The organism is Micromonospora sp. WMMC250 (genome assembly GCF_027460215.1).
Classification (GTDB): Bacteria; Actinomycetota; Actinomycetes; order Mycobacteriales; family Micromonosporaceae; genus Micromonospora; species Micromonospora taraxaci.
Genome location: NZ_JAPZBJ010000002.1, coordinates 2,700,809 through 2,716,582, shown reverse-complemented (window position 1 = coordinate 2,716,582; position 15,774 = coordinate 2,700,809). Strand labels below are relative to the sequence as shown.

At 71.9% G+C, this 15,774-nt stretch carries 18 protein-coding genes; 7 read left to right on the top strand and 11 right to left on the bottom strand.

Annotated elements, in window-relative coordinates:
- Position 1 precedes the first annotated feature (1 nt).
- Positions 2-589, top strand: a complete 588-nt coding sequence (locus tag O3438_RS11830) for a DUF1684 domain-containing protein (protein ID WP_269680013.1) — start codon at positions 2-4, stop codon at positions 587-589.
- Between the two features lie 51 nt (positions 590-640).
- Here O3438_RS11830 and O3438_RS11825 read toward each other — a convergent pair whose 3' ends face one another.
- Positions 641-1,222: a general stress protein gene (locus tag O3438_RS11825; RefSeq protein ID WP_269680012.1), complete on the bottom strand. Its 582-nt coding sequence runs from the start codon at positions 1,220-1,222 to the stop codon at positions 641-643.
- Between the two features lie 119 nt (positions 1,223-1,341).
- On the opposite strand from O3438_RS11825, the gene O3438_RS11820 reads away from it, so the two are divergent.
- Both O3438_RS11820 and O3438_RS11815 read left to right on the top strand, forming a co-directional pair.
- A complete protein-coding gene (locus O3438_RS11820; protein ID WP_269680011.1) occupies positions 1,342-3,174 on the top strand; it encodes a glycoside hydrolase family 15 protein in 1,833 nt (610 codons plus the stop codon).
- Between the two features lie 86 nt (positions 3,175-3,260).
- On the top strand, positions 3,261-3,761 hold the full coding sequence (locus tag O3438_RS11815; RefSeq protein ID WP_269680010.1) for a metallophosphoesterase family protein: 501 nt from the start codon (positions 3,261-3,263) through the stop codon (positions 3,759-3,761).
- A 135-nt stretch (positions 3,762-3,896) separates the two neighbouring features.
- Here O3438_RS11815 and O3438_RS11810 read toward each other — a convergent pair whose 3' ends face one another.
- On the bottom strand, positions 3,897-4,112 hold the full coding sequence (locus O3438_RS11810) for a DUF3072 domain-containing protein (protein WP_269680009.1): 216 nt from the start codon (positions 4,110-4,112) through the stop codon (positions 3,897-3,899).
- Positions 4,113-4,422: 310 nt separating this feature from the next.
- On the opposite strand from O3438_RS11810, the gene O3438_RS11805 reads away from it, so the two are divergent.
- Positions 4,423-5,361: an NAD(P)/FAD-dependent oxidoreductase gene (locus O3438_RS11805; RefSeq protein WP_269683624.1), complete on the top strand. Its 939-nt coding sequence runs from the start codon at positions 4,423-4,425 to the stop codon at positions 5,359-5,361.
- 8 nt (positions 5,362-5,369) lie between these two features.
- Here O3438_RS11805 and O3438_RS11800 read toward each other — a convergent pair whose 3' ends face one another.
- The 3 genes from O3438_RS11800 to O3438_RS11790 all read right to left on the bottom strand — a co-directional run bounded on the left by O3438_RS11800 (position 5,370) and on the right by O3438_RS11790 (position 9,620).
- On the bottom strand, positions 5,370-6,665 hold the full coding sequence (locus O3438_RS11800; RefSeq protein WP_269680008.1) for a cation:proton antiporter domain-containing protein: 1,296 nt from the start codon (positions 6,663-6,665) through the stop codon (positions 5,370-5,372).
- Positions 6,666-6,771: 106 nt separating this feature from the next.
- A complete protein-coding gene (locus tag O3438_RS11795) occupies positions 6,772-7,452 on the bottom strand; it encodes an HAD family hydrolase (protein WP_269680007.1) in 681 nt (226 codons plus the stop codon).
- 29 nt (positions 7,453-7,481) lie between these two features.
- The gene (locus tag O3438_RS11790) at positions 7,482-9,620 is read right to left on the bottom strand and encodes an ATP-binding SpoIIE family protein phosphatase (protein WP_269680006.1); all 2,139 of its coding nucleotides are present in this window, start codon (positions 9,618-9,620) and stop codon (positions 7,482-7,484) included.
- 199 nt (positions 9,621-9,819) lie between these two features.
- Here O3438_RS11790 and O3438_RS11785 point away from each other — a divergent pair, with 199 nt between their 5' ends.
- Positions 9,820-10,629: a mechanosensitive ion channel family protein gene (locus O3438_RS11785; protein WP_145784022.1), complete on the top strand. Its 810-nt coding sequence runs from the start codon at positions 9,820-9,822 to the stop codon at positions 10,627-10,629.
- Positions 10,630-10,716: 87 nt separating this feature from the next.
- Here the strand turns inward: O3438_RS11785 and O3438_RS11780 are convergent, their stop codons facing one another.
- Complete coding sequence (locus O3438_RS11780) at positions 10,717-11,070, bottom strand: DUF6401 family natural product biosynthesis protein (RefSeq protein WP_269680005.1); 354 nt, start codon at positions 11,068-11,070, stop codon at positions 10,717-10,719.
- Positions 11,071-11,233: 163 nt separating this feature from the next.
- On the opposite strand from O3438_RS11780, the gene O3438_RS11775 reads away from it, so the two are divergent.
- Positions 11,234-11,683, top strand: coding sequence for a hypothetical protein (locus O3438_RS11775; RefSeq protein WP_269680004.1), 450 nt, complete (start codon positions 11,234-11,236; stop codon positions 11,681-11,683).
- Here the strand turns inward: O3438_RS11775 and O3438_RS11770 are convergent.
- On the bottom strand, positions 11,680-11,889 hold the full coding sequence (locus O3438_RS11770) for a hypothetical protein (protein ID WP_088990443.1): 210 nt from the start codon (positions 11,887-11,889) through the stop codon (positions 11,680-11,682). The two genes, O3438_RS11775 and O3438_RS11770, sit on opposite strands and share 4 nt — an antisense overlap.
- A gap of 158 nt (positions 11,890-12,047) precedes the next feature.
- On the opposite strand from O3438_RS11770, the gene O3438_RS11765 reads away from it, so the two are divergent.
- Positions 12,048-13,343: an MFS transporter gene (locus O3438_RS11765; protein ID WP_269680003.1), complete on the top strand. Its 1,296-nt coding sequence runs from the start codon at positions 12,048-12,050 to the stop codon at positions 13,341-13,343.
- Here the strand turns inward: O3438_RS11765 and O3438_RS11760 are convergent.
- From O3438_RS11760 to O3438_RS11745, 4 genes are all read right to left on the bottom strand, one after another.
- Positions 13,301-13,561 (bottom strand): hypothetical protein, encoded by a 261-nt coding sequence (locus tag O3438_RS11760; protein ID WP_145784010.1) that lies wholly within the window; start codon positions 13,559-13,561, stop codon positions 13,301-13,303. The two genes, O3438_RS11765 and O3438_RS11760, sit on opposite strands and share 43 nt — an antisense overlap.
- A gap of 109 nt (positions 13,562-13,670) precedes the next feature.
- A complete protein-coding gene (locus O3438_RS11755; protein WP_269680002.1) occupies positions 13,671-14,132 on the bottom strand; it encodes an SRPBCC family protein in 462 nt (153 codons plus the stop codon).
- A gap of 51 nt (positions 14,133-14,183) precedes the next feature.
- On the bottom strand, positions 14,184-14,600 hold the full coding sequence (locus O3438_RS11750; RefSeq protein ID WP_088947320.1) for a DUF2795 domain-containing protein: 417 nt from the start codon (positions 14,598-14,600) through the stop codon (positions 14,184-14,186).
- A 91-nt stretch (positions 14,601-14,691) separates the two neighbouring features.
- On the bottom strand, positions 14,692-15,678 hold the full coding sequence (locus tag O3438_RS11745; protein WP_269680001.1) for a YihY/virulence factor BrkB family protein: 987 nt from the start codon (positions 15,676-15,678) through the stop codon (positions 14,692-14,694).
- Positions 15,679-15,774: the final 96 nt, after the last annotated feature.

The window sequence follows — 15,774 nt, the reverse complement described above, 5'->3', positions numbered from 1 at the left end:
CGTGGATCATCTTGAGCTGGCCGACTGGCGGGAGCGGGTGGCCCGGCTGTACCTGTCCGACGTCGACCTCACCGGGTTCCGGGCGCAGCGCGACGAGCTGTTCGCCACCCACCCGCAGAGTCCCATCCCGCCGGCGGAGCGCGCCGACTTCACCGGGGTCCGCTACTTCCCCGCCAACCCGGACGCCGTGGTGGAGGCACCGCTGCGGCCGGCCGGCGGCGAGCTGCGGATCGACACCGGCGGCCCGGACGGGGTGGTCGCGTACCGGCGGGTGGCGGTGGCCGAGACGCCGTGGGGACCACTGACCCTGTGGTGGATCGAGGCGTACGGGGGTGGACTGTTCGTCCCGGTGCGCGACGGCACCTGTGGGCAGGACACCTACGGGGGTGGGCGGTACCTCACCGACACCGTGAAGGGCACCTTCGGTCGGGGCGTCGAGCTGCTGCCCGGCGGTCGGGTCCGGCTGGACGGCAACTACCTCTACAACCCGAGCTGCGCCTACGACGACCGCTGGGCGTGCCCGCTCGCACCGCCGGAGAACCGGGTCGCCGTCGACATCCGCGCCGGCGAGCTGGCGTACCACGACTGAACGGCCGCCCGCCCCGAGCGTTGCCGGGACGGGCGGTCGTCAGGTCGTGGCTCAGCGGGCGTTCGCGCCCGGCACCTGCATGCGGGCCAACAGCTGACGGGCCTGGTCGGCGAGCTGCGCGTCGACGATCACCGCGTACTGCCCGGCGCGCAGCGAGCTGGCCGAGGTGAAGTCGCGCTGTCCACCGGTCATGGCGTGGGCGACCGCGCCGAACACGGCACCCCAGATCGCGCCGATGACCAGTCCGACCAGGATCACCGCCAACCAGTTGCCGACGGTGAAGATGCCGAACAGCAGACCGATGAAGAGCCCGAACCAGGCACCGGTGCCCGCGCCGAGCAGGCCGGCGCGGCCGGTGGTCATCCGCCCGAGCACCGTCTCCACAAGCGTGAGGTTCGTGCCGACGATGGCGCTGTGTTCCACCGGGAAACGGTTGTCGGCCAGGTAGTCGACGACCCGCTGTGCGGCCGGATAGTCCGGGTACGAGCCGATCGTCACTGTCGGCGGACCGGCCTCCGGCCCGTGGCCGTCGCCGGCCGGTGTCGACGGCCGGCCGGCCGGGCCGGACGGAAGCAGGTCGCCACCCTGTGTGCCGGGCCGCCACGCGGCGGTCGGCCCCGAAGCTGACGTCATGAGCATCCTCCCTCGTCAGCTTCCGGGGTTCCCGCCCACGGCCGCCGGTAACGCCGGCCGGCGTGCTTCGGCCGCTGCAGCCTGGGGCATGGGTCCGACCAGCCCGGGTAGGTACGCGGGTGCAGAGCGGACAGATCAGCGACTACGGCTTCCTCGCCGACGGGCGCAGCGCGGCGCTGGTGGACCACACCGGCTCGGTGAACTGGTGGTGCCCGGGCCGGTTCGACGCCCCGTCGGTGTTCGCGCGGCTGCTCGACGACGGCGCCGGGCACTGGTCGATCCGTCCGGAGGGCGACTACACGGTCGAACGCCACTACCTCGACGACACACTGGTGCTGCGGACGGTCTTCCGCACCGCACACGGGGAGGTGGCGCTCACCGACGCGCTCGCCTTCGAGCCCGGCGCTCGTGGTCACGACATCGGCGTGAATTCGCCGCAGGTGCTGGTCCGCTCGGTCGAGGGGCTGTCCGGCGAGGTGCCGATGCGGTCCTCCTACCGGCCGCGCTTCGAGTACGGCCGCACCATCGCGTACCTGGTCGAGCGGGACGACATGTTGGAAGCCATCGCCGGCGCCGCCCGGCTCACCCTGCGGTGCAGCACGGTGGGATTCACCCCAGGCGACGGCGAGGCCACCGCGACGTTCACCGTCCGCGCCGGCACGACACACAACTTCACCCTCGGGTACGCCCCGACCTACGACGCGCCGTTGCCCGAGGTGCCGGACGCCGACCAGACCATCGCCGACACCGTGGCCGGCTGGCGGTCCTGGGCCGACGAGCACGAGTACCAGGGCCTCTACGCCGAAGAGGTGCGGCGCAGCCGCCTGGTGGTGCAGGGCATGACGTACGGGCCCAGCGGCGCGGTGGTGGCCTCGGTGACCACCTCACTGCCGGAGAAGCTCGGCGGGGACCGCAACTACGACTACCGCTACGTCTGGGTACGCGACTTCAGTCTCACCCTTCGGGCGCTGTGGCGCTCCACGTGCGTTTCCGAGGTGCAGCGGCAGTTCGCGTGGCTGGGCCGGGCGATGGGCCGGGTCGACGACAAACCGGTGCCCATCATGTACGGGGTGCTGGGCGAACGGGACCTCACCGAGCACCGACTGGAACAACTCGGCGGGTACCGGGACAGCCCGCCGGTGGTGATCGGCAACGACGCCTGGCAGCAGCGGCAGACCGACATCTTCGGCGAGACGATGGATGCCGCCTGGTTGATGCGCGACAGGTTGGTGCCGCTGGATCAGGAGGTACGCCACGTCCTGCGGGTGCTCGCCGACCAAGCCGCGAGGGACTGGAATCTGCCCGACGCGGGGATGTGGGAGGAGCGTGGCGTCGAACACCACCACGTGTCGTCGAAGGTGCAGTGCTGGGTCGCGCTGGATCGGGCGGTCCGCTTCGGTGACCGGCTCGGCGATCCGCAGGACGTGGCCCGTTGGGCGGCTGCCCGCGACAAGGTCCACGCGGAGGTGCTCGATCGCGGGTGGAACGAGCGGATCCAGGCGTACACCGGAAGTTTTGAATCCGACGAACTGGACGCCTCGGTGCTGGTGATGCCGCTGGTGGGGTTCCTCCGGGCCGACGACCCACGGATGCGTTCGACGATCGACGCGGTGGAGGACCGGCTGTCGCACGACGGCCTGTTGCGGCGCTGGGACGGCGACCCGGCCGGTTTCCTCATCTGCTCGTTCTGGCTGGTGTGCTGCCTGGCGCTGGCCGGCGACCGCGACCGGGCGCACACGCTGTTCAAGGAGCTGGCCGGGCGGGTCAACGACCTGGGCCTGTTCGCCGAGCAGATCGACCCGCTGACCGGCGAGCAGTTGGGCAACTTCCCCCAGGCGTTCTCCCACATCGGCCTGATCAACGCCGCCGGCGTGCTGACCGACGTCGAGCGGGACCCCGCATTGCGTGGTCTCGGCATGCCACCGGCGCACTTCAGTCCGGCGCGCTCCTGAACCGCCGGCTGCCGGCGCGCGTCACCGGGCCGACGGCCGGGGCGCGTCACCGGGCCGACGGCCGGGGCGCGGGGGAGAATGCCGGCATGCGGTTGGTGCTCACGGCGGACACCCACGTACCCAAGCGGGCACGGGACCTGCCCGGCCCGCTCTGGGCCGCGATCGAGGCGGCGGACGTCGTGATCCACGCCGGCGACTGGGTGGACGAGGCCCTGCTCGACGCCATGACGGCGCGTTCGCGCCGACTCGTCGGGGTGTACGGCAACAACGACGGGCCGGCGCTGCGCGCCCGGCTGCCGGAGGTGGCCCGGGTCGACCTCGACGGCCTACGGGTCGCCGTGGTGCACGAGACCGGCCCACGGACCGGCCGCGAGAAGCGGTGTGCCGCTCTCTACCCCGACGTCGACCTGCTGGTCTTCGGGCACTCGCACATTCCGTGGGACACCGAGGCGCCCGGTGGGCTGCGCCTGCTCAACCCCGGGTCACCCACCGACCGGCGCTCCCAACCGCACGCCACCTACCTCAGCGCCACGATCAGCGCCGGCCGCCTGACCGAGGTGACGCTGCACCAGGTCACCCGCGACTGACCACCCGACCTGCGCAACGTGCCGTCCCGCGCCGCCCCGCGGCGTCCCGCGCCGTCGATCATGGAGTTGTGGTGGGTGAGAAAGTGCCTATATCCGGATCAATTCGGTCACCACAACTCCATGATCGACGGGGTCCTACTGGCCTCGGCCGGTTCGGGCCTGGAGTTCGTCGATCTGCTTGGAAGCCTCGGCCTTGGTCAGGTCGGCCGGGATCTCCGCGTTCGCCTCCCGGGCCAGGGTGCCCAGGTAGGACTCCTGAGCCGCGGTTGGCGGCTCGTCGCCGGTGACCCACTCGTCCGGGTCCTTGATCGCGGCGTTCTGGTCGACCTGCTGAGTCTCGCGGTCCGTCATCGTCATCACCTTTCCTTCGAACAGGTGTGCCAGTACCCCGATCATCGGCGGTTCATGCCCCCCCGGTTCCGCCCCACCCCGACACCGGCCCCCCGCGCGCCCGTCCCGGGCGTTCGTCGCCAAGATCCGCGCAACATCAGGGATGTTGCTGTCTCCGGTGGGTCTGAGACAGCAACATCCGGGAAAGTGCGCGGATCTTGGGCGCGGGGCGCGGGGCGCGGGGCGCGGGGCGCGGGGCGCGGGGTGTGGGGCGAAATCCTGGTCGTCGTCTGCCGCCTACGATCATCGGATGACGGTGGACCGGTCGGGTGTGGTGGTGGTCGGAGCGGGCATCGCCGGGATGGCCTGCGCTGTGGAACTGGTGCGCGCCGGGGTGCCCGTGCAGGTCCGGGAGCGGGGGCACGTGTGCGGGGGCCGGATGGCCAGCAAACGCTTCGGCGGCCGTCCCGCCGACATCGGCGCCGCGTACTTCACCGCCGACGACCCGGACTTCACCGCAGTGGTCGAGCAGTGGCGCGCCGCCGGCCTGGTCCGCGAATGGACCGACACCTTCCAGTCGTACGACCGCGACGGACGTCGGGACGTGCCGGGGCCGATGCGCTTCGCCGCGCCGCGCGGGCTACGGTCGCTTGTCGAACACCTGGCCAGCGAGGTGCCGGTGACCGTCGACCGGTTGGTGCTCACCGTCGAGCCCGGGCCGACGGTAGACGGCCAGCCGTGCGCGGCGGTCGCCCTGGCCATGCCCGGCCCGCAGGCCGCCCTGCTGCTCGACCCCGCCCTGGCCGACGCGACACGAGTCGTGCAGGCGCAGGGCTGGTCGCCGACGATGGCCGCGGTGCTGCGCTTCCCGAGCCGCCGGTGGCCGGACTTCCGGGGCGCGTTCGTCAACGACCATCCGGTGCTCAGTCTCGTCTGCGACGACGGTGACCGGCGTGGTGACGGCGCTCCGGTGCTCGTCGCGCACACCGTCGCGGAGTTCGCCGCCGGTCACCTGGCCCAGCCCACCGGGGCCGGACCGGCCGTCGAGCAGGCCGTCCGCGACCTCCTGAGCCTCCCCGAGCAGGCCGTCGACGTGCACGTGCACCGCTGGACGTACGCGAAGCCGGTCGCCGACACCGCCGGTGCCACCCACCACATCGACGCCGACGGGATCGGCCTGGCCGGCGACGCGTTCGGTAAGCCGCAGGTCCAGACCGCCTGGCGTTCCGGCCGGGACCTCGGCCGTGCCCTGGTCGCCCGCCTGACCTGAACAGGTCGTCAGGAGTGCCCGGCCGCCGCGACGGGTCGGGCCTCGCTGTCCCGCTCGGCCGGGTCGGACGTCCGCTCGCCCTCCCGGTCGAGCAGTTGCATGACGGGTGTCGCCGTGATGCCGTGCACCACCACGGATACGAGCACCACCAGGCCGACGGTCGCCCAGAGCAGCTCGGCCTGCGGGAAGTCGGCCTTCGTGGTGGCGTACGCGAGGTAGTAGAACGAGCCGACGCCTCGGATGCCGAACGACGAGATGACCCAGTGCTCGGCCGGCTTTCCCGGCGCTCCGCGCAGCGACAACCAACCGAACAGCGGCCGGATCAGGAAGACCAGTGCCAACCCGACGGCGGCCGCCGACCAGGTCAGTGGGATGAGCAGGCCACCCACGATCGCGCCGCCGAGCAGCAGCAACAACACCAGGGTGAGCAGCCGTTCGACCTGCTCGGCGAAGTCGTGCAGCACCGAGTGGAACTCGTGGGTCCGCTCGGCGGCCCGGATCGCCCGGGCGGCCACGAACACCGCCAGGAAGCCGTACCCGCCGACCACCTCCACCAGCCCGTACGCGAGGAACGTGGCGGCCAGCGCCAGGAAACCTTCGGCGTGCCGGGCCAGCCGCAGCTTGCTGGGCGCGCGGAAGAACAACTTGCCCAGCAGCCAGCCGATGAGGAGACCGCCGCCGACCCCGACGCCCACCTTCCACAGCACGTCCACCGTGAACCACTCGACGAACCACTCGCGGGGGGCGAGGCTGGTCGAGGCGATCGCGATGGCGGCGTACACGAACGGGAACGCCAGCCCGTCGTTGAGCCCGGCCTCGGAGGTCAACGCGAAGCGGACCTCGTCCTCGGAATCCTCCACATCGGTCGGCTCACCCACCTGCACGTCGGCGGCGAGCACCGGGTCGGTCGGGGCCAGCGCGGCCCCCAACAACAGGGCGGCGGCCGGTACCAGCCCTGCCCACCACCACCCGAGCAGGGTGACCGCCGCGATGCACAGTGGCATCGCGATCGCCAACAGCCGCCAGGTGGACGACCACCGCCGCCAACTCAACGGTCGGTCGATCTTGAGCCCGGCGCCCATCAGCGCGACGATGACGCCGATCTCGGTGAGGTGGGTCGCCAGTTCCGGGTGGGCCAGCGGGTCGGGCGTCGGTAGTCCCACCGGCAGCAGGAACACCAGCATGCCGAGGGCGAGGAAGGCGATCGGCATGGACAGTGGACGCTGCTCCAGGACCCGCGGGAGGATGCCCGCGAGCAGAGCGCCCACACCGACCAGCGCGAACGCCACATCTACCGGCTCCACGGCACCACCTTTCGGCCGCACCCGCGAGGCGCGGGCAGGTGGTGACAGACCTTGCCCCGCAAGGCCTCCCGCTATGCGTGGACCGGCGGGCGAACCGGAGTGACACTCATCCTCTGGGTCGGGAGAGCGGTGACTCCGCCAACTCGCTCAGCAACGCGGCCGGGTCGTCGTACACCGCCACCGCGCCGGCGCCGGCCAGCTCGCCCCGGCTGGTGCCGCCACAGGTCAGCCCCACGCACGGGATGTCCAGCTTGCCGGCCGCGACGACGTCCCACACCGAGTCACCGACGAAGACCACCCGCTCCGCCGCCAACCCGGACTGCTCCAACGCCGCGACCAGGATGTCCGGAGCCGGCTTGCTCTGCTCCGCGTCCGCCGAGGAGGTGATCGTGTCGATGACGTCGTCGGCGGCCAGCGCCCGGCGCAAGGCGCCGACCTCCGGTTCCGACGCGGAGGTGGCGAGCACGATCCGCATCCCTCGCTCCGCGCAGGCGCGCAGCAGGTCGGCGGCCCGGGGCAGTGGTGTGAGCCGCTCCCAGTACTCGGCGTACAGGGTGTCGTGCGCGTCGCGCAGCCTGGAGTCGGCGTCGCGGTCCCGCTCGGGGCCGAGCAGGTGGTCCAGGAGCTTGTCCGAACCCATCCCGATCGAGCGGTGCACCACGGCCATCGGCACCGGCTGGTCGGTCTGGCGCAACGCCTCCCACCAGCTCACCGTGTGCAGGTAGGTGGTGTCGACCAGGGTGCCGTCGACGTCGAAGAGGACTCCGGCGGGTGTGTCGGTACGCATGGGCGTCCTCCTACCCGGTCGGGCGGTCTTCAGGCGGCGTCGGCGTTTCGGATGCGGATCTCGAACCAGACCGTGGAGCCGCGGACCGACGGGTCGGTGCCCCAGGCGTCGCTGAGCTCCTCGATCAGGCCCAGACCGCGCCCCCGACTGCTCAACGTGTCGGTGCGGGCCCGGGTCACGGTGCCCCGGGTGCCGGAGTCGGCGACCGAGACGAGCAGCCGTTCGGGGCTGAGGTCGATCTCCACCCGGGCGGCCGTGCCGGCGTGCAGCAACGCGTTGGTCGTCAGTTCGCTGGTGCACAGCACCGCCGCCCCGATCACCGACTCGGCCACCCGCCAGTCGGTGAGCTGACCGGTCATCCAGTGTCGGACCCGGCTGGGCGCGGTCGGCTCCGCGGGCATCTCCATGCTCGCCGACCGGCTCGGCTTGAGGGCGTGTTCGACCGCCAGTACGGCCACGTCGTCCTCGGTGCCGCCCGGCACCGCCGCGGTCGCCACCGCGCAGAGGGCGCGCGGGTCACCGCTGCCGGCCTTCGCGACGGCGTCGCCGAGGGCGGTCAGCCCTGCGGTGAGGCTGTGCCGCCGGCGTTCCACCACCCCGTCGCTGAACAGCAGCAGGGTGTCACCGGGGCGGAACGGGACCGTCACGGTGCCCGGCCGGCCGCCCAGACCCAGCGGAGGTCCGGCGGGAACGTCGAGGTACTCGGCGTGTGAGCGGCCGTCCGGGTCGCCGCGACGGATCAGCGGGGCGGGGTGCCCGCAACTGGCCAGGGTCAGCTCCCGCCGTTCCGCGTCGATCACCCCGAACACCACTGTGACGAAGAGTTCGTGTGTGCCGGCCTCCACGCCCAGGCTGCTCACCAGCCGGTCCAGTCCGGCCAGCACGGCGTCCGGCGCGGAATCGGCCAGAGCCAGCGCGCGCAGCGCGGCCCGGACCTGTCCCATCCGCGCGGCGGCCTGCACGTCGTGGCCGGCGACGTCGCCCAGCACCACGCCGAGCGCGCCGTTGGGCAGCAGGAAGGCGTCGTAGAAGTCGCCACCGGCGGCGTTGCCGTCGACCCCCGGGTCGTAACGGGCCGCGATCCGCAGCCGGGGCAGGTCCGGCAGATGCTCCGGCAGCATGCTGCGCTGCAACAACTGGGCGGTGCCGTGCTGGGTCTCGAAGCGGCGGGCCCGCTCGGCGGCCTGACCGATCAGCTCGGCCGAAGCGGCCAGCAGCGCCCGCTCGGCCGGCGACCAGGTGTGCGGGATCTGGTAGCCGACCGCCAGCCCGCCGCGCACCACCGAGGTGCCCAGCGGCAGGGCCGCCACCGAGCGGACCTTCTGGTCGTGGCGGTCCACAGCGGTGTCCCGCAGCGGTTGCCCGTCCCGGACGAACGACGGGCCACCGGAGCGCGCCGCCTGCACCACGGGCGACGACCAGTCCGCCGGCGCGCGCCGCCAGAGCGGGGGGAGTCGCTCGTCGGCCTCGTCCAGCAACTCGCCGCGCACCCGGCGCACCATGCGCCAACCACCGCCGCCCTCGTCGACGACGAACGAGGCCTGGTCGGGGTCGAACGTGGTGATCGCGTACCGCAGCGCCACCCGGGCCACGTCGTCGAGGGTGAGCGTGCCGGCGAGCGCCGCGGCCACCTCGCTGAGACTCTGCAACTGCTCGGTGACGTGAGTGGTCTCGGCCGCGACCGTCAACACGCCGACGATCCGCCCGAGGCTGTCCCGTACCGGCGAGTATCCCCTGGTGAAGACCGCCTGCTCCACGGTCGCGGAGTGCCCGCGGACCAGGGGCAGCGTCGACTCCTTCTCCAGGAACGGCACGCCCTGCCGGTAACAGCGCTCGATGACCGCGCCGACGCCCGGGAGCGCCCAGATCTCCGCGAACACCTCGGCGGCCGGGCGACCGAGAGCGCTCGGGTGCTTGGTGCCCAGCAACTCGGCGTAGCCGGCGTTGTAGAGCAGCACGAGGTCGTCGCCGTACGCCAGCGCCATCGGCATCGGTGAGGCGGCGATCAGCTCGACCACGGCCCGGACCGCCACGTCCCAGCCTTCCGGTGGGCCCAGCGGGGTGCCGGCCCAGTCGTGGGCGAGCACGGCAGCGACCGCACCGGACCCGGTGGACGCACCCGGGCCGGGAGTTGCTGGCGTGGGGACTCGCCCGACCGTTCCTGGCATGTCCGCAGCCTAGTCGGCCGGTGGGAAAAGGCATCCGATCATGGCCGTGAGCCGTCGCAGTCCCCGGCCCCGGGGGACGTTCGGGCAGTTCAGGACACCTGTCGGGTGGCTTGTCGCAAAAATGTCGGCGCTCTGCGCGGACTGCCGCACCGGTTGCCGGGTATGCGCCCGGCGCAGTCCATGCGACAGGAGGGACATCATGCTGAAAACCCTCGCGGTCCGGCAGGCCGACATCGGCGATGCCATCGCCGACACCTGGAGGTCAGTGCTGCTCTTCATCCCGAAGGCAGTGGCCTTCATCGTCATCCTCGTGGTCGGCTGGCTCATCGCCAGAGCCGTCCTCAAGATCGTGGATACGGTGCTGGAACGGGTGCGCTTCGACCAAGCGGTCGAACGCGGTGGTATCAAACGGGCCCTGGAGAGAACGAAGTACGACGCCAGCGACATCCTGGCCAGACTTGCGTACTACGCCGTACTGCTGTTCACGCTCCAGTTCGCCTTCGGAGTCTGGGGACCCAACGCGATCAGTGACCTGATCAGCGGCGTGGTGGCCTGGCTGCCGCGTGCGTTCATCGCGATCGTCATCGTGGTGGTGGCGGCCGCGATCGCCAACGCCGTCCGGGATCTGGTCACCGGCGCGCTGGGAGGGCTCTCGTACGGCAAGGTGTTGGCCGACCTGACGGCGATCTTCATCATCGCTCTCGGTGTGATCGCTGCGCTGAACCAGGTGGGTATCGCCACGACTGTGACGACCCCGGTGCTGATCGCGGTGCTCGCCACGGTGGCCGGCATCCTGATCGTCGGTGTCGGCGGTGGTCTGGTCAAGCCGATGCAGAACCGTTGGGACGGTTGGCTGCGTCGGGCGGCCGAGGAGGCCCGGGCGGTGCAGCAGCAGCGTCAGGCGAGCACTGCCGGGCGCAGCGACGTGGAGCGGCAGATGGCCGACCGCGGCGGGGACCGCACCCAGGCCATGCCTCGGGTGGACGAAGCCCAGCAGTACCGCTCGTAACGGGCGCAACGGCACGGCTGGTGGGGAGGGCGTTCCGCGGACGATGCGGGACGTCCTCCTCGCGCCGTGACCGGGCTGCCCCGCGGATCAGGCGCGGTCGAGCGAGCGGGCCAGCGCGCAGACGGCGAGCAGTCGGGTGAGCAGCCACTCCGGGTGACTCCAGTCCACCGGCCCGTCCGGCGGTGTCCACCCGTGCTCCAGGGCAGCCGCGCGGACGCCCTCGGCGTAGCCGGCGAGCATCGCCGGGCTCAGCGGTTGGCGGTCCCCGTCGAGGCTGTCCCGTACGGCGGCCGCGTGCTGGTCGACGAGGGCGAGCAGCCCCGGTCGCGCGGCGGCGGCGGCCAGCCCGACGGTGCCGACGGAGACGGTGAGGGCGGCCAGGGTGGACCGCGCCGAGTCGACGGCGGTACGGGAGGCGACCCGGGTGAACGGCACACGCATGGTGACCGAGGCTAACCGACCGGTGACCGCCTCGACCTCGGCCGCTCGGCGGATGTCGGCAGCGCCACTGGGCGAACCGGCGCTGACCGTGGGGGTTGATCCGGCACAGACGGGGCAGCAGGAACAGCACCCGCGAACGGCGGCATACGGCACGGAGGCACCGATGGAACAGCACGCGGACGGACCTGACGAGCGGCACCGGCGGCCAGCCGGCGTGAGCGACGCGACGGTCGCGGCGCTCGGCAAGCTCAGCGAGGCGCTGGAGTGCGTGGAGCGGGCCCGGGGGCATCTGTACTCGATGCACCAGTTGATCGGGCACGCCGACCTGATGCTCGACGACGCGGTGGAGCAGTTCCGCGCCGCCGGGCATCCGCGGCTCGCCGAGCGGATCGGCACCGAGTTGCGGGGCCGCAACGTCATCGCCGGGCGGTGGACGTTCCAGATCGTCGAGGACTTCGACGACGGCTACCACGCGCTGTTCCGGGAGCTGGACCAGCAGGCCCGGGACGAGTTGGTGGGCGGGCGACGGCACCTCTACGAGGCGGAGATGAAGGAGCGCCGCCGCAGCCCGGGTCGGCCGGGGCACGAAGCCCGGCCGGGCGGAGAGGGTTAGTCGCCTGTCGCGTCGGCCGGCCGACGCCGTGCCGCGTCGTCGGCGATGATCACGACGGCCACCATCAGTGCGACACAGAGGCTGAACAGCCACGACTCGTCGGCGACGAGCCAGGCGGACACGGGCGCCTGCAGCGCGGCGAGCAGGAAGCCGAGCCAGGCGAGCCGGCGCTGACGCGGGGAGAGGACTCCGGAGCCTTGATGCATCCCGGAATTCTTACGCGAACACGCCGGATTGCCGTCCTCCGATCGGCCGATTCTGGATGAGCTGTCCGTTTTCTCGACCGTCCGGACACGACTTCTTTCCGTGGCGGGCACCCCGGCGCCGACCGCGCTAGGGTGCCTCTGCGGCAGGATGGTGCCTCGTGTCCACCACACCACCACGCCCCCGCGCTTCGCTGCTCCTGCTGGCCTACCTCGGGTTCGTCAGCCTCGGTCTACCGGACGGCCTGCTCGGCGTGGGCTGGCCCTCCATCCGGGGCGACTTCGACGTACCGACCGAGGCGGTCGGTTGGGTGCTCACCGCCGGCACTGTCGGTTATCTCACCTCCAGCGTGTTGGCCGGGTTCACGCTGGCCCGGGTGGGCGTGGGCGCCCTGCTCGCCGGGAGCACCCTACTGGCCAGCCTGGCGCTGACCGGCTATTCACTGAGCCCCGTGCTGGCCGTGCTGGTGGGCTGTGCGCTGCTGCTCGGGCTCGGATCGGGCGCTGTCGACTCCGGGCTCAACGCGTACGCGGCCGGAGCGTTCGGGCCGCGGCACATGAACTGGCTGCACGCCTTCTTCGGCCTGGGGGTGGCGATCGGCCCGCTGATCATGACCGGTGTGCTCAGCGCCGGGCTGGCCTGGCGCTGGGGGTACGGCATCGTGGCCGCCGCCCAGCTCGTCCTCGCCGTCGCGTTCGCGCTCACCGTGCGGGCCTGGCAACGCGGCGTCCCGGCCGCCACCGCGGTCGACGGCACCGCGCCGGACGCCGCCGGCACCGCGCCCGCCGCGTCGGCGGTCGTCCGGGTAACGGTCCGGGAGACGCTGCGGCTGCCGGCGGTCTGGTCCGGGACGCTCGCCTTCGCGCTGTACGTGGCCATCGAGGTGTCCACCGGTCTCTGGGCGTTCCTCCTGCTGACCGAGGGGCGCGGGCTGAGCGCGGCGGTGGCCGGCGGGTGCGTCTCCGCGTACTGGGGCAGCCTCTTCGTCGGTCGGATCGTGCAGGGTGTGGTGGCCGAGCGGCTGGGTTCGACAGTGGTGCTGCGGGCCAGTCTGGCCGGTATGGCAGTGGGGGCCGCGCTGATCGCGATCCCCGGGCCGGCGGCGCTGGCGGTGCTCGGTCTGGTCGTTGTCGGTTTCGCCGCCGCGCCGGTGTTCCCGCTGCTCACGCTCACCACGGCCGACCGGGTCGGCCCGGCGCACACGGACCGGGCCATCGGACTGCAGATCGGCGCGTCCGGCATCGGCGCGGCGCTCGTCCCCGCCGCGCTGGGCGTGCTGATCGGCAACACGTCCGTGCAGGTGCTGGGATCGGCCCTGCTGGTGCTCGCGCTGGGGCTGATCGCGCTCTACGAGTGGGGTGCGAGGCGACCGTCCGCCGCTGTGGCGCTGCCCGCCCAGCCCGACGGGGAGGATCAGACGTCCGGGCCGGTCCGCCCGGTGGTGGACGGGCGGTAGGCGCGCTGCGGGTCGGTGGCCTCCCGGGTGTTGCCCTGGGCCTGCCCCTCGCGGTCCGACGCGGCCGGTCCGTGCCCGAACGCGGCCTCTTCGCCCGCGTCGTTACCTGTCACGTCGTCGGCCTGCCCGTCGAGGCTGGAGCCGGACACGGCCCGTTCCAGCTCTTCCAACGGAAGTCGTTCCTCGTCCCGCCACACCCTGATGTTGTCGTCGGTCATGCTCTCAGCCGTACCCGGGCGCGATGATCGCAAACGGTGTCGCCTGGCCGGGCTCCGACACGCCGATGGCCGCCGGAGATCCGGCGGCCATCGGCGAAGCTCTCCAGCGTCACGGCTGCGGACGGTCCACCGACCCGCGCCAGGCGCCGGTCTCCTGACCGCGCCGCTCGATGTACGTCTTGAAGCGCTCCAGGTCGCCCTTGGCGCGACGGTCGACGATGCCGAGCTTGTCGCCGGCCTGCTCGACCACCCCGTGTGGCTCGAACTCGAGCTGCAGGGTCACCCGGGTCTTGTCCGCGTCGAGCCGGTGGAAGGTCACCACGCCGGCCTGCTGGGTGCCGTCGGTGGAGCGCCACGCGACGCGCTCGTCCGGAAGCTGTTCGGTGATCTCGGCGTCGAACTCGCGCTTCACCCCGGCGATGTCCACCTTCCAGTGGGTCATCGTGTCGGAGAGCTGCCGGACCTCCTGCACACCCTCCATGAACTCGGGGAACTCCTCGAACTGCGTCCACTGGTCGTACGCGGTGCGTACGGGCACGGAAACCTCGACATGTTCGGTTACGCCACTCATCAGAGAACCTCCTTCAGTCGCTAATGGTCGTCGGATCGGGGGGCGACCCGGTCACCAGCGAGTTGTCTCATTCTTGTTGCCGAGCGCGGCCCACACCTCGGAAACGGTCTGGTAGACGGTGCCCTCGGGCAGTCGCTCCAGTGCCGCCACGATGTCGTCCGGCGCCTCGTTCTCGCGGGCGCTGGCGATGAGCACCAGGCGGTCGCCCGGCAGCGCGCTCATCGAGATGAACCGGCCGAGCCGGCTGCGCTGCTCGACGTCCGTGGAACTCATTCCCTGCGGGGTGCCGGTGCGCAGGTCGCCGGCCGGGGCGGTGGTCGTCTCCGGCTGGTCCTCGCCAGCCGGTTCCGGCACCCGCGACTCGTCGACCCGAGAGCCGCCGGTCCCCGGCCCCTGCACGAGGCCGCTGACCTCCTGGCTCATTTGTTCGTCGATCCTCGGTCCGTGCTTGCTGTTGCCACGCTCCATGCCTTCTGCGCTACCCGGCACCCCGCCCGCTAAACCGGCACCGGCCCTCGGTCCGGCCGGGGGCCGGACATCCGGGCCGGAAACGGAGGGCTTAGTCGCCGGCCGGCCTGCGTGGTGGCAGCACCGGGTCGTCCGGGTCCTGGTCGCCGGCCTGCAACCGCCGTCCGCGCTGCACCTCGGCGTTGATCTGCACACCCAGCATCAACGCGGAGTTGCTGAGGTAGAGCCAGACCAGGAAGGCGATGGCCGCGCCCAGGCTGCCGTAGGTGGTGTCGTACGAGCCGAAGTTGGCCACGTAGAGGCCGAAGCCGAAGGAGACCGCCACCCAGGAGACCAGGGCCACCGCGCCGCCGGGAGTGAGCCAGCGGAACCGGGGCTGGCGTACGTTCGGCGCGATCCAGAACAGCAGGGACAGCAACACCATCATGATCATGGCGAGCACCGGCCACTTGGCCACGTTCCACACCGTGCGGGCCAGATCGCCGGCGTTGATCAGATCGCCGACCGCGTCGGTGACCGGGCCACTGACGATCAATGCGAGGGCGACCACAGCGAGCAGCACCAGGGTGATCGCGGCGAGCCCGATCTGCAACGGGCGCAACTTCCAGACCGGGCGACCCTCGTCCACCCCGTACACGGCGTTGGAGGCCCGGGTGAACGCGCCGATGAAGCCCGACGCGGACCACAACGCACCCAGCAGGCCGAAACTCAGCAGCAGCTTGGGGTTGCTCTGGTCGACCACCACCGACCGGATCACCCCGACCACGCCGCCCTCCTCGTCGGCCAACACCGAACCGGCGCCGACCTGGTTGGCCAGGTCGACCACCGTGTCGACGGTCTGCTCGCCGGAGGAGACCAGACCGACCAGGGCCACCACCACGATGGCGGACGGGAAGAGCGCGAGGACCCCGTAGTAGGTCAGCGCGGCGGCCCAGTCCGAGCAGTTGTCGTTGACGAAGTTCTGCACGCTGCGGACCAGCACCCCACGCCAGGTCCGCCAGCTCAACTGCCGCATCCGTCGAGGAACCCGGGGGTGCCGTGCACCGTCGAGCGTCGTACCGGGCTCCATCGTCGTCATGCCCGCTCCCTGCCGCACCGGCCACCGGATGACCGGTCGTCCGGTCAGGCCTGGCCCGCCGGTACCCGCACCGGGAAATCGACAAACCCGACCGCC

Excerpts from the sequence above, each read along its gene's own strand:
- O3438_RS11825 (WP_269680012.1), bottom strand. The coding sequence starts at position 1,222 with ATGACGTCAGCTTCGGGGCCGACCGCCGCGTGGCGGCCCGGCACACAG.
- O3438_RS11815 (WP_269680010.1), top strand. The coding sequence starts at position 3,261 with ATGCGGTTGGTGCTCACGGCGGACACCCACGTACCCAAGCGGGCACGG.
- O3438_RS11810 (WP_269680009.1), bottom strand. The coding sequence starts at position 4,112 with ATGACGGACCGCGAGACTCAGCAGGTCGACCAGAACGCCGCGATCAAG.
- O3438_RS11795 (WP_269680007.1), bottom strand. The coding sequence starts at position 7,452 with ATGCGTACCGACACACCCGCCGGAGTCCTCTTCGACGTCGACGGCACC.
- O3438_RS11790 (WP_269680006.1), bottom strand. The coding sequence starts at position 9,620 with ATGCCAGGAACGGTCGGGCGAGTCCCCACGCCAGCAACTCCCGGCCCG.
- O3438_RS11785 (WP_145784022.1), top strand. The coding sequence starts at position 9,820 with ATGCTGAAAACCCTCGCGGTCCGGCAGGCCGACATCGGCGATGCCATC.
- O3438_RS11780 (WP_269680005.1), bottom strand. The coding sequence starts at position 11,070 with ATGCGTGTGCCGTTCACCCGGGTCGCCTCCCGTACCGCCGTCGACTCG.
- O3438_RS11775 (WP_269680004.1), top strand. The coding sequence starts at position 11,234 with ATGGAACAGCACGCGGACGGACCTGACGAGCGGCACCGGCGGCCAGCC.
- O3438_RS11770 (WP_088990443.1), bottom strand. The coding sequence starts at position 11,889 with ATGCATCAAGGCTCCGGAGTCCTCTCCCCGCGTCAGCGCCGGCTCGCC.
- O3438_RS11760 (WP_145784010.1), bottom strand. The coding sequence starts at position 13,561 with ATGACCGACGACAACATCAGGGTGTGGCGGGACGAGGAACGACTTCCG.
- O3438_RS11755 (WP_269680002.1), bottom strand. The coding sequence starts at position 14,132 with ATGAGTGGCGTAACCGAACATGTCGAGGTTTCCGTGCCCGTACGCACC.
- O3438_RS11750 (WP_088947320.1), bottom strand. The coding sequence starts at position 14,600 with ATGGAGCGTGGCAACAGCAAGCACGGACCGAGGATCGACGAACAAATG.
- O3438_RS11745 (WP_269680001.1), bottom strand. The coding sequence starts at position 15,678 with ATGACGACGATGGAGCCCGGTACGACGCTCGACGGTGCACGGCACCCC.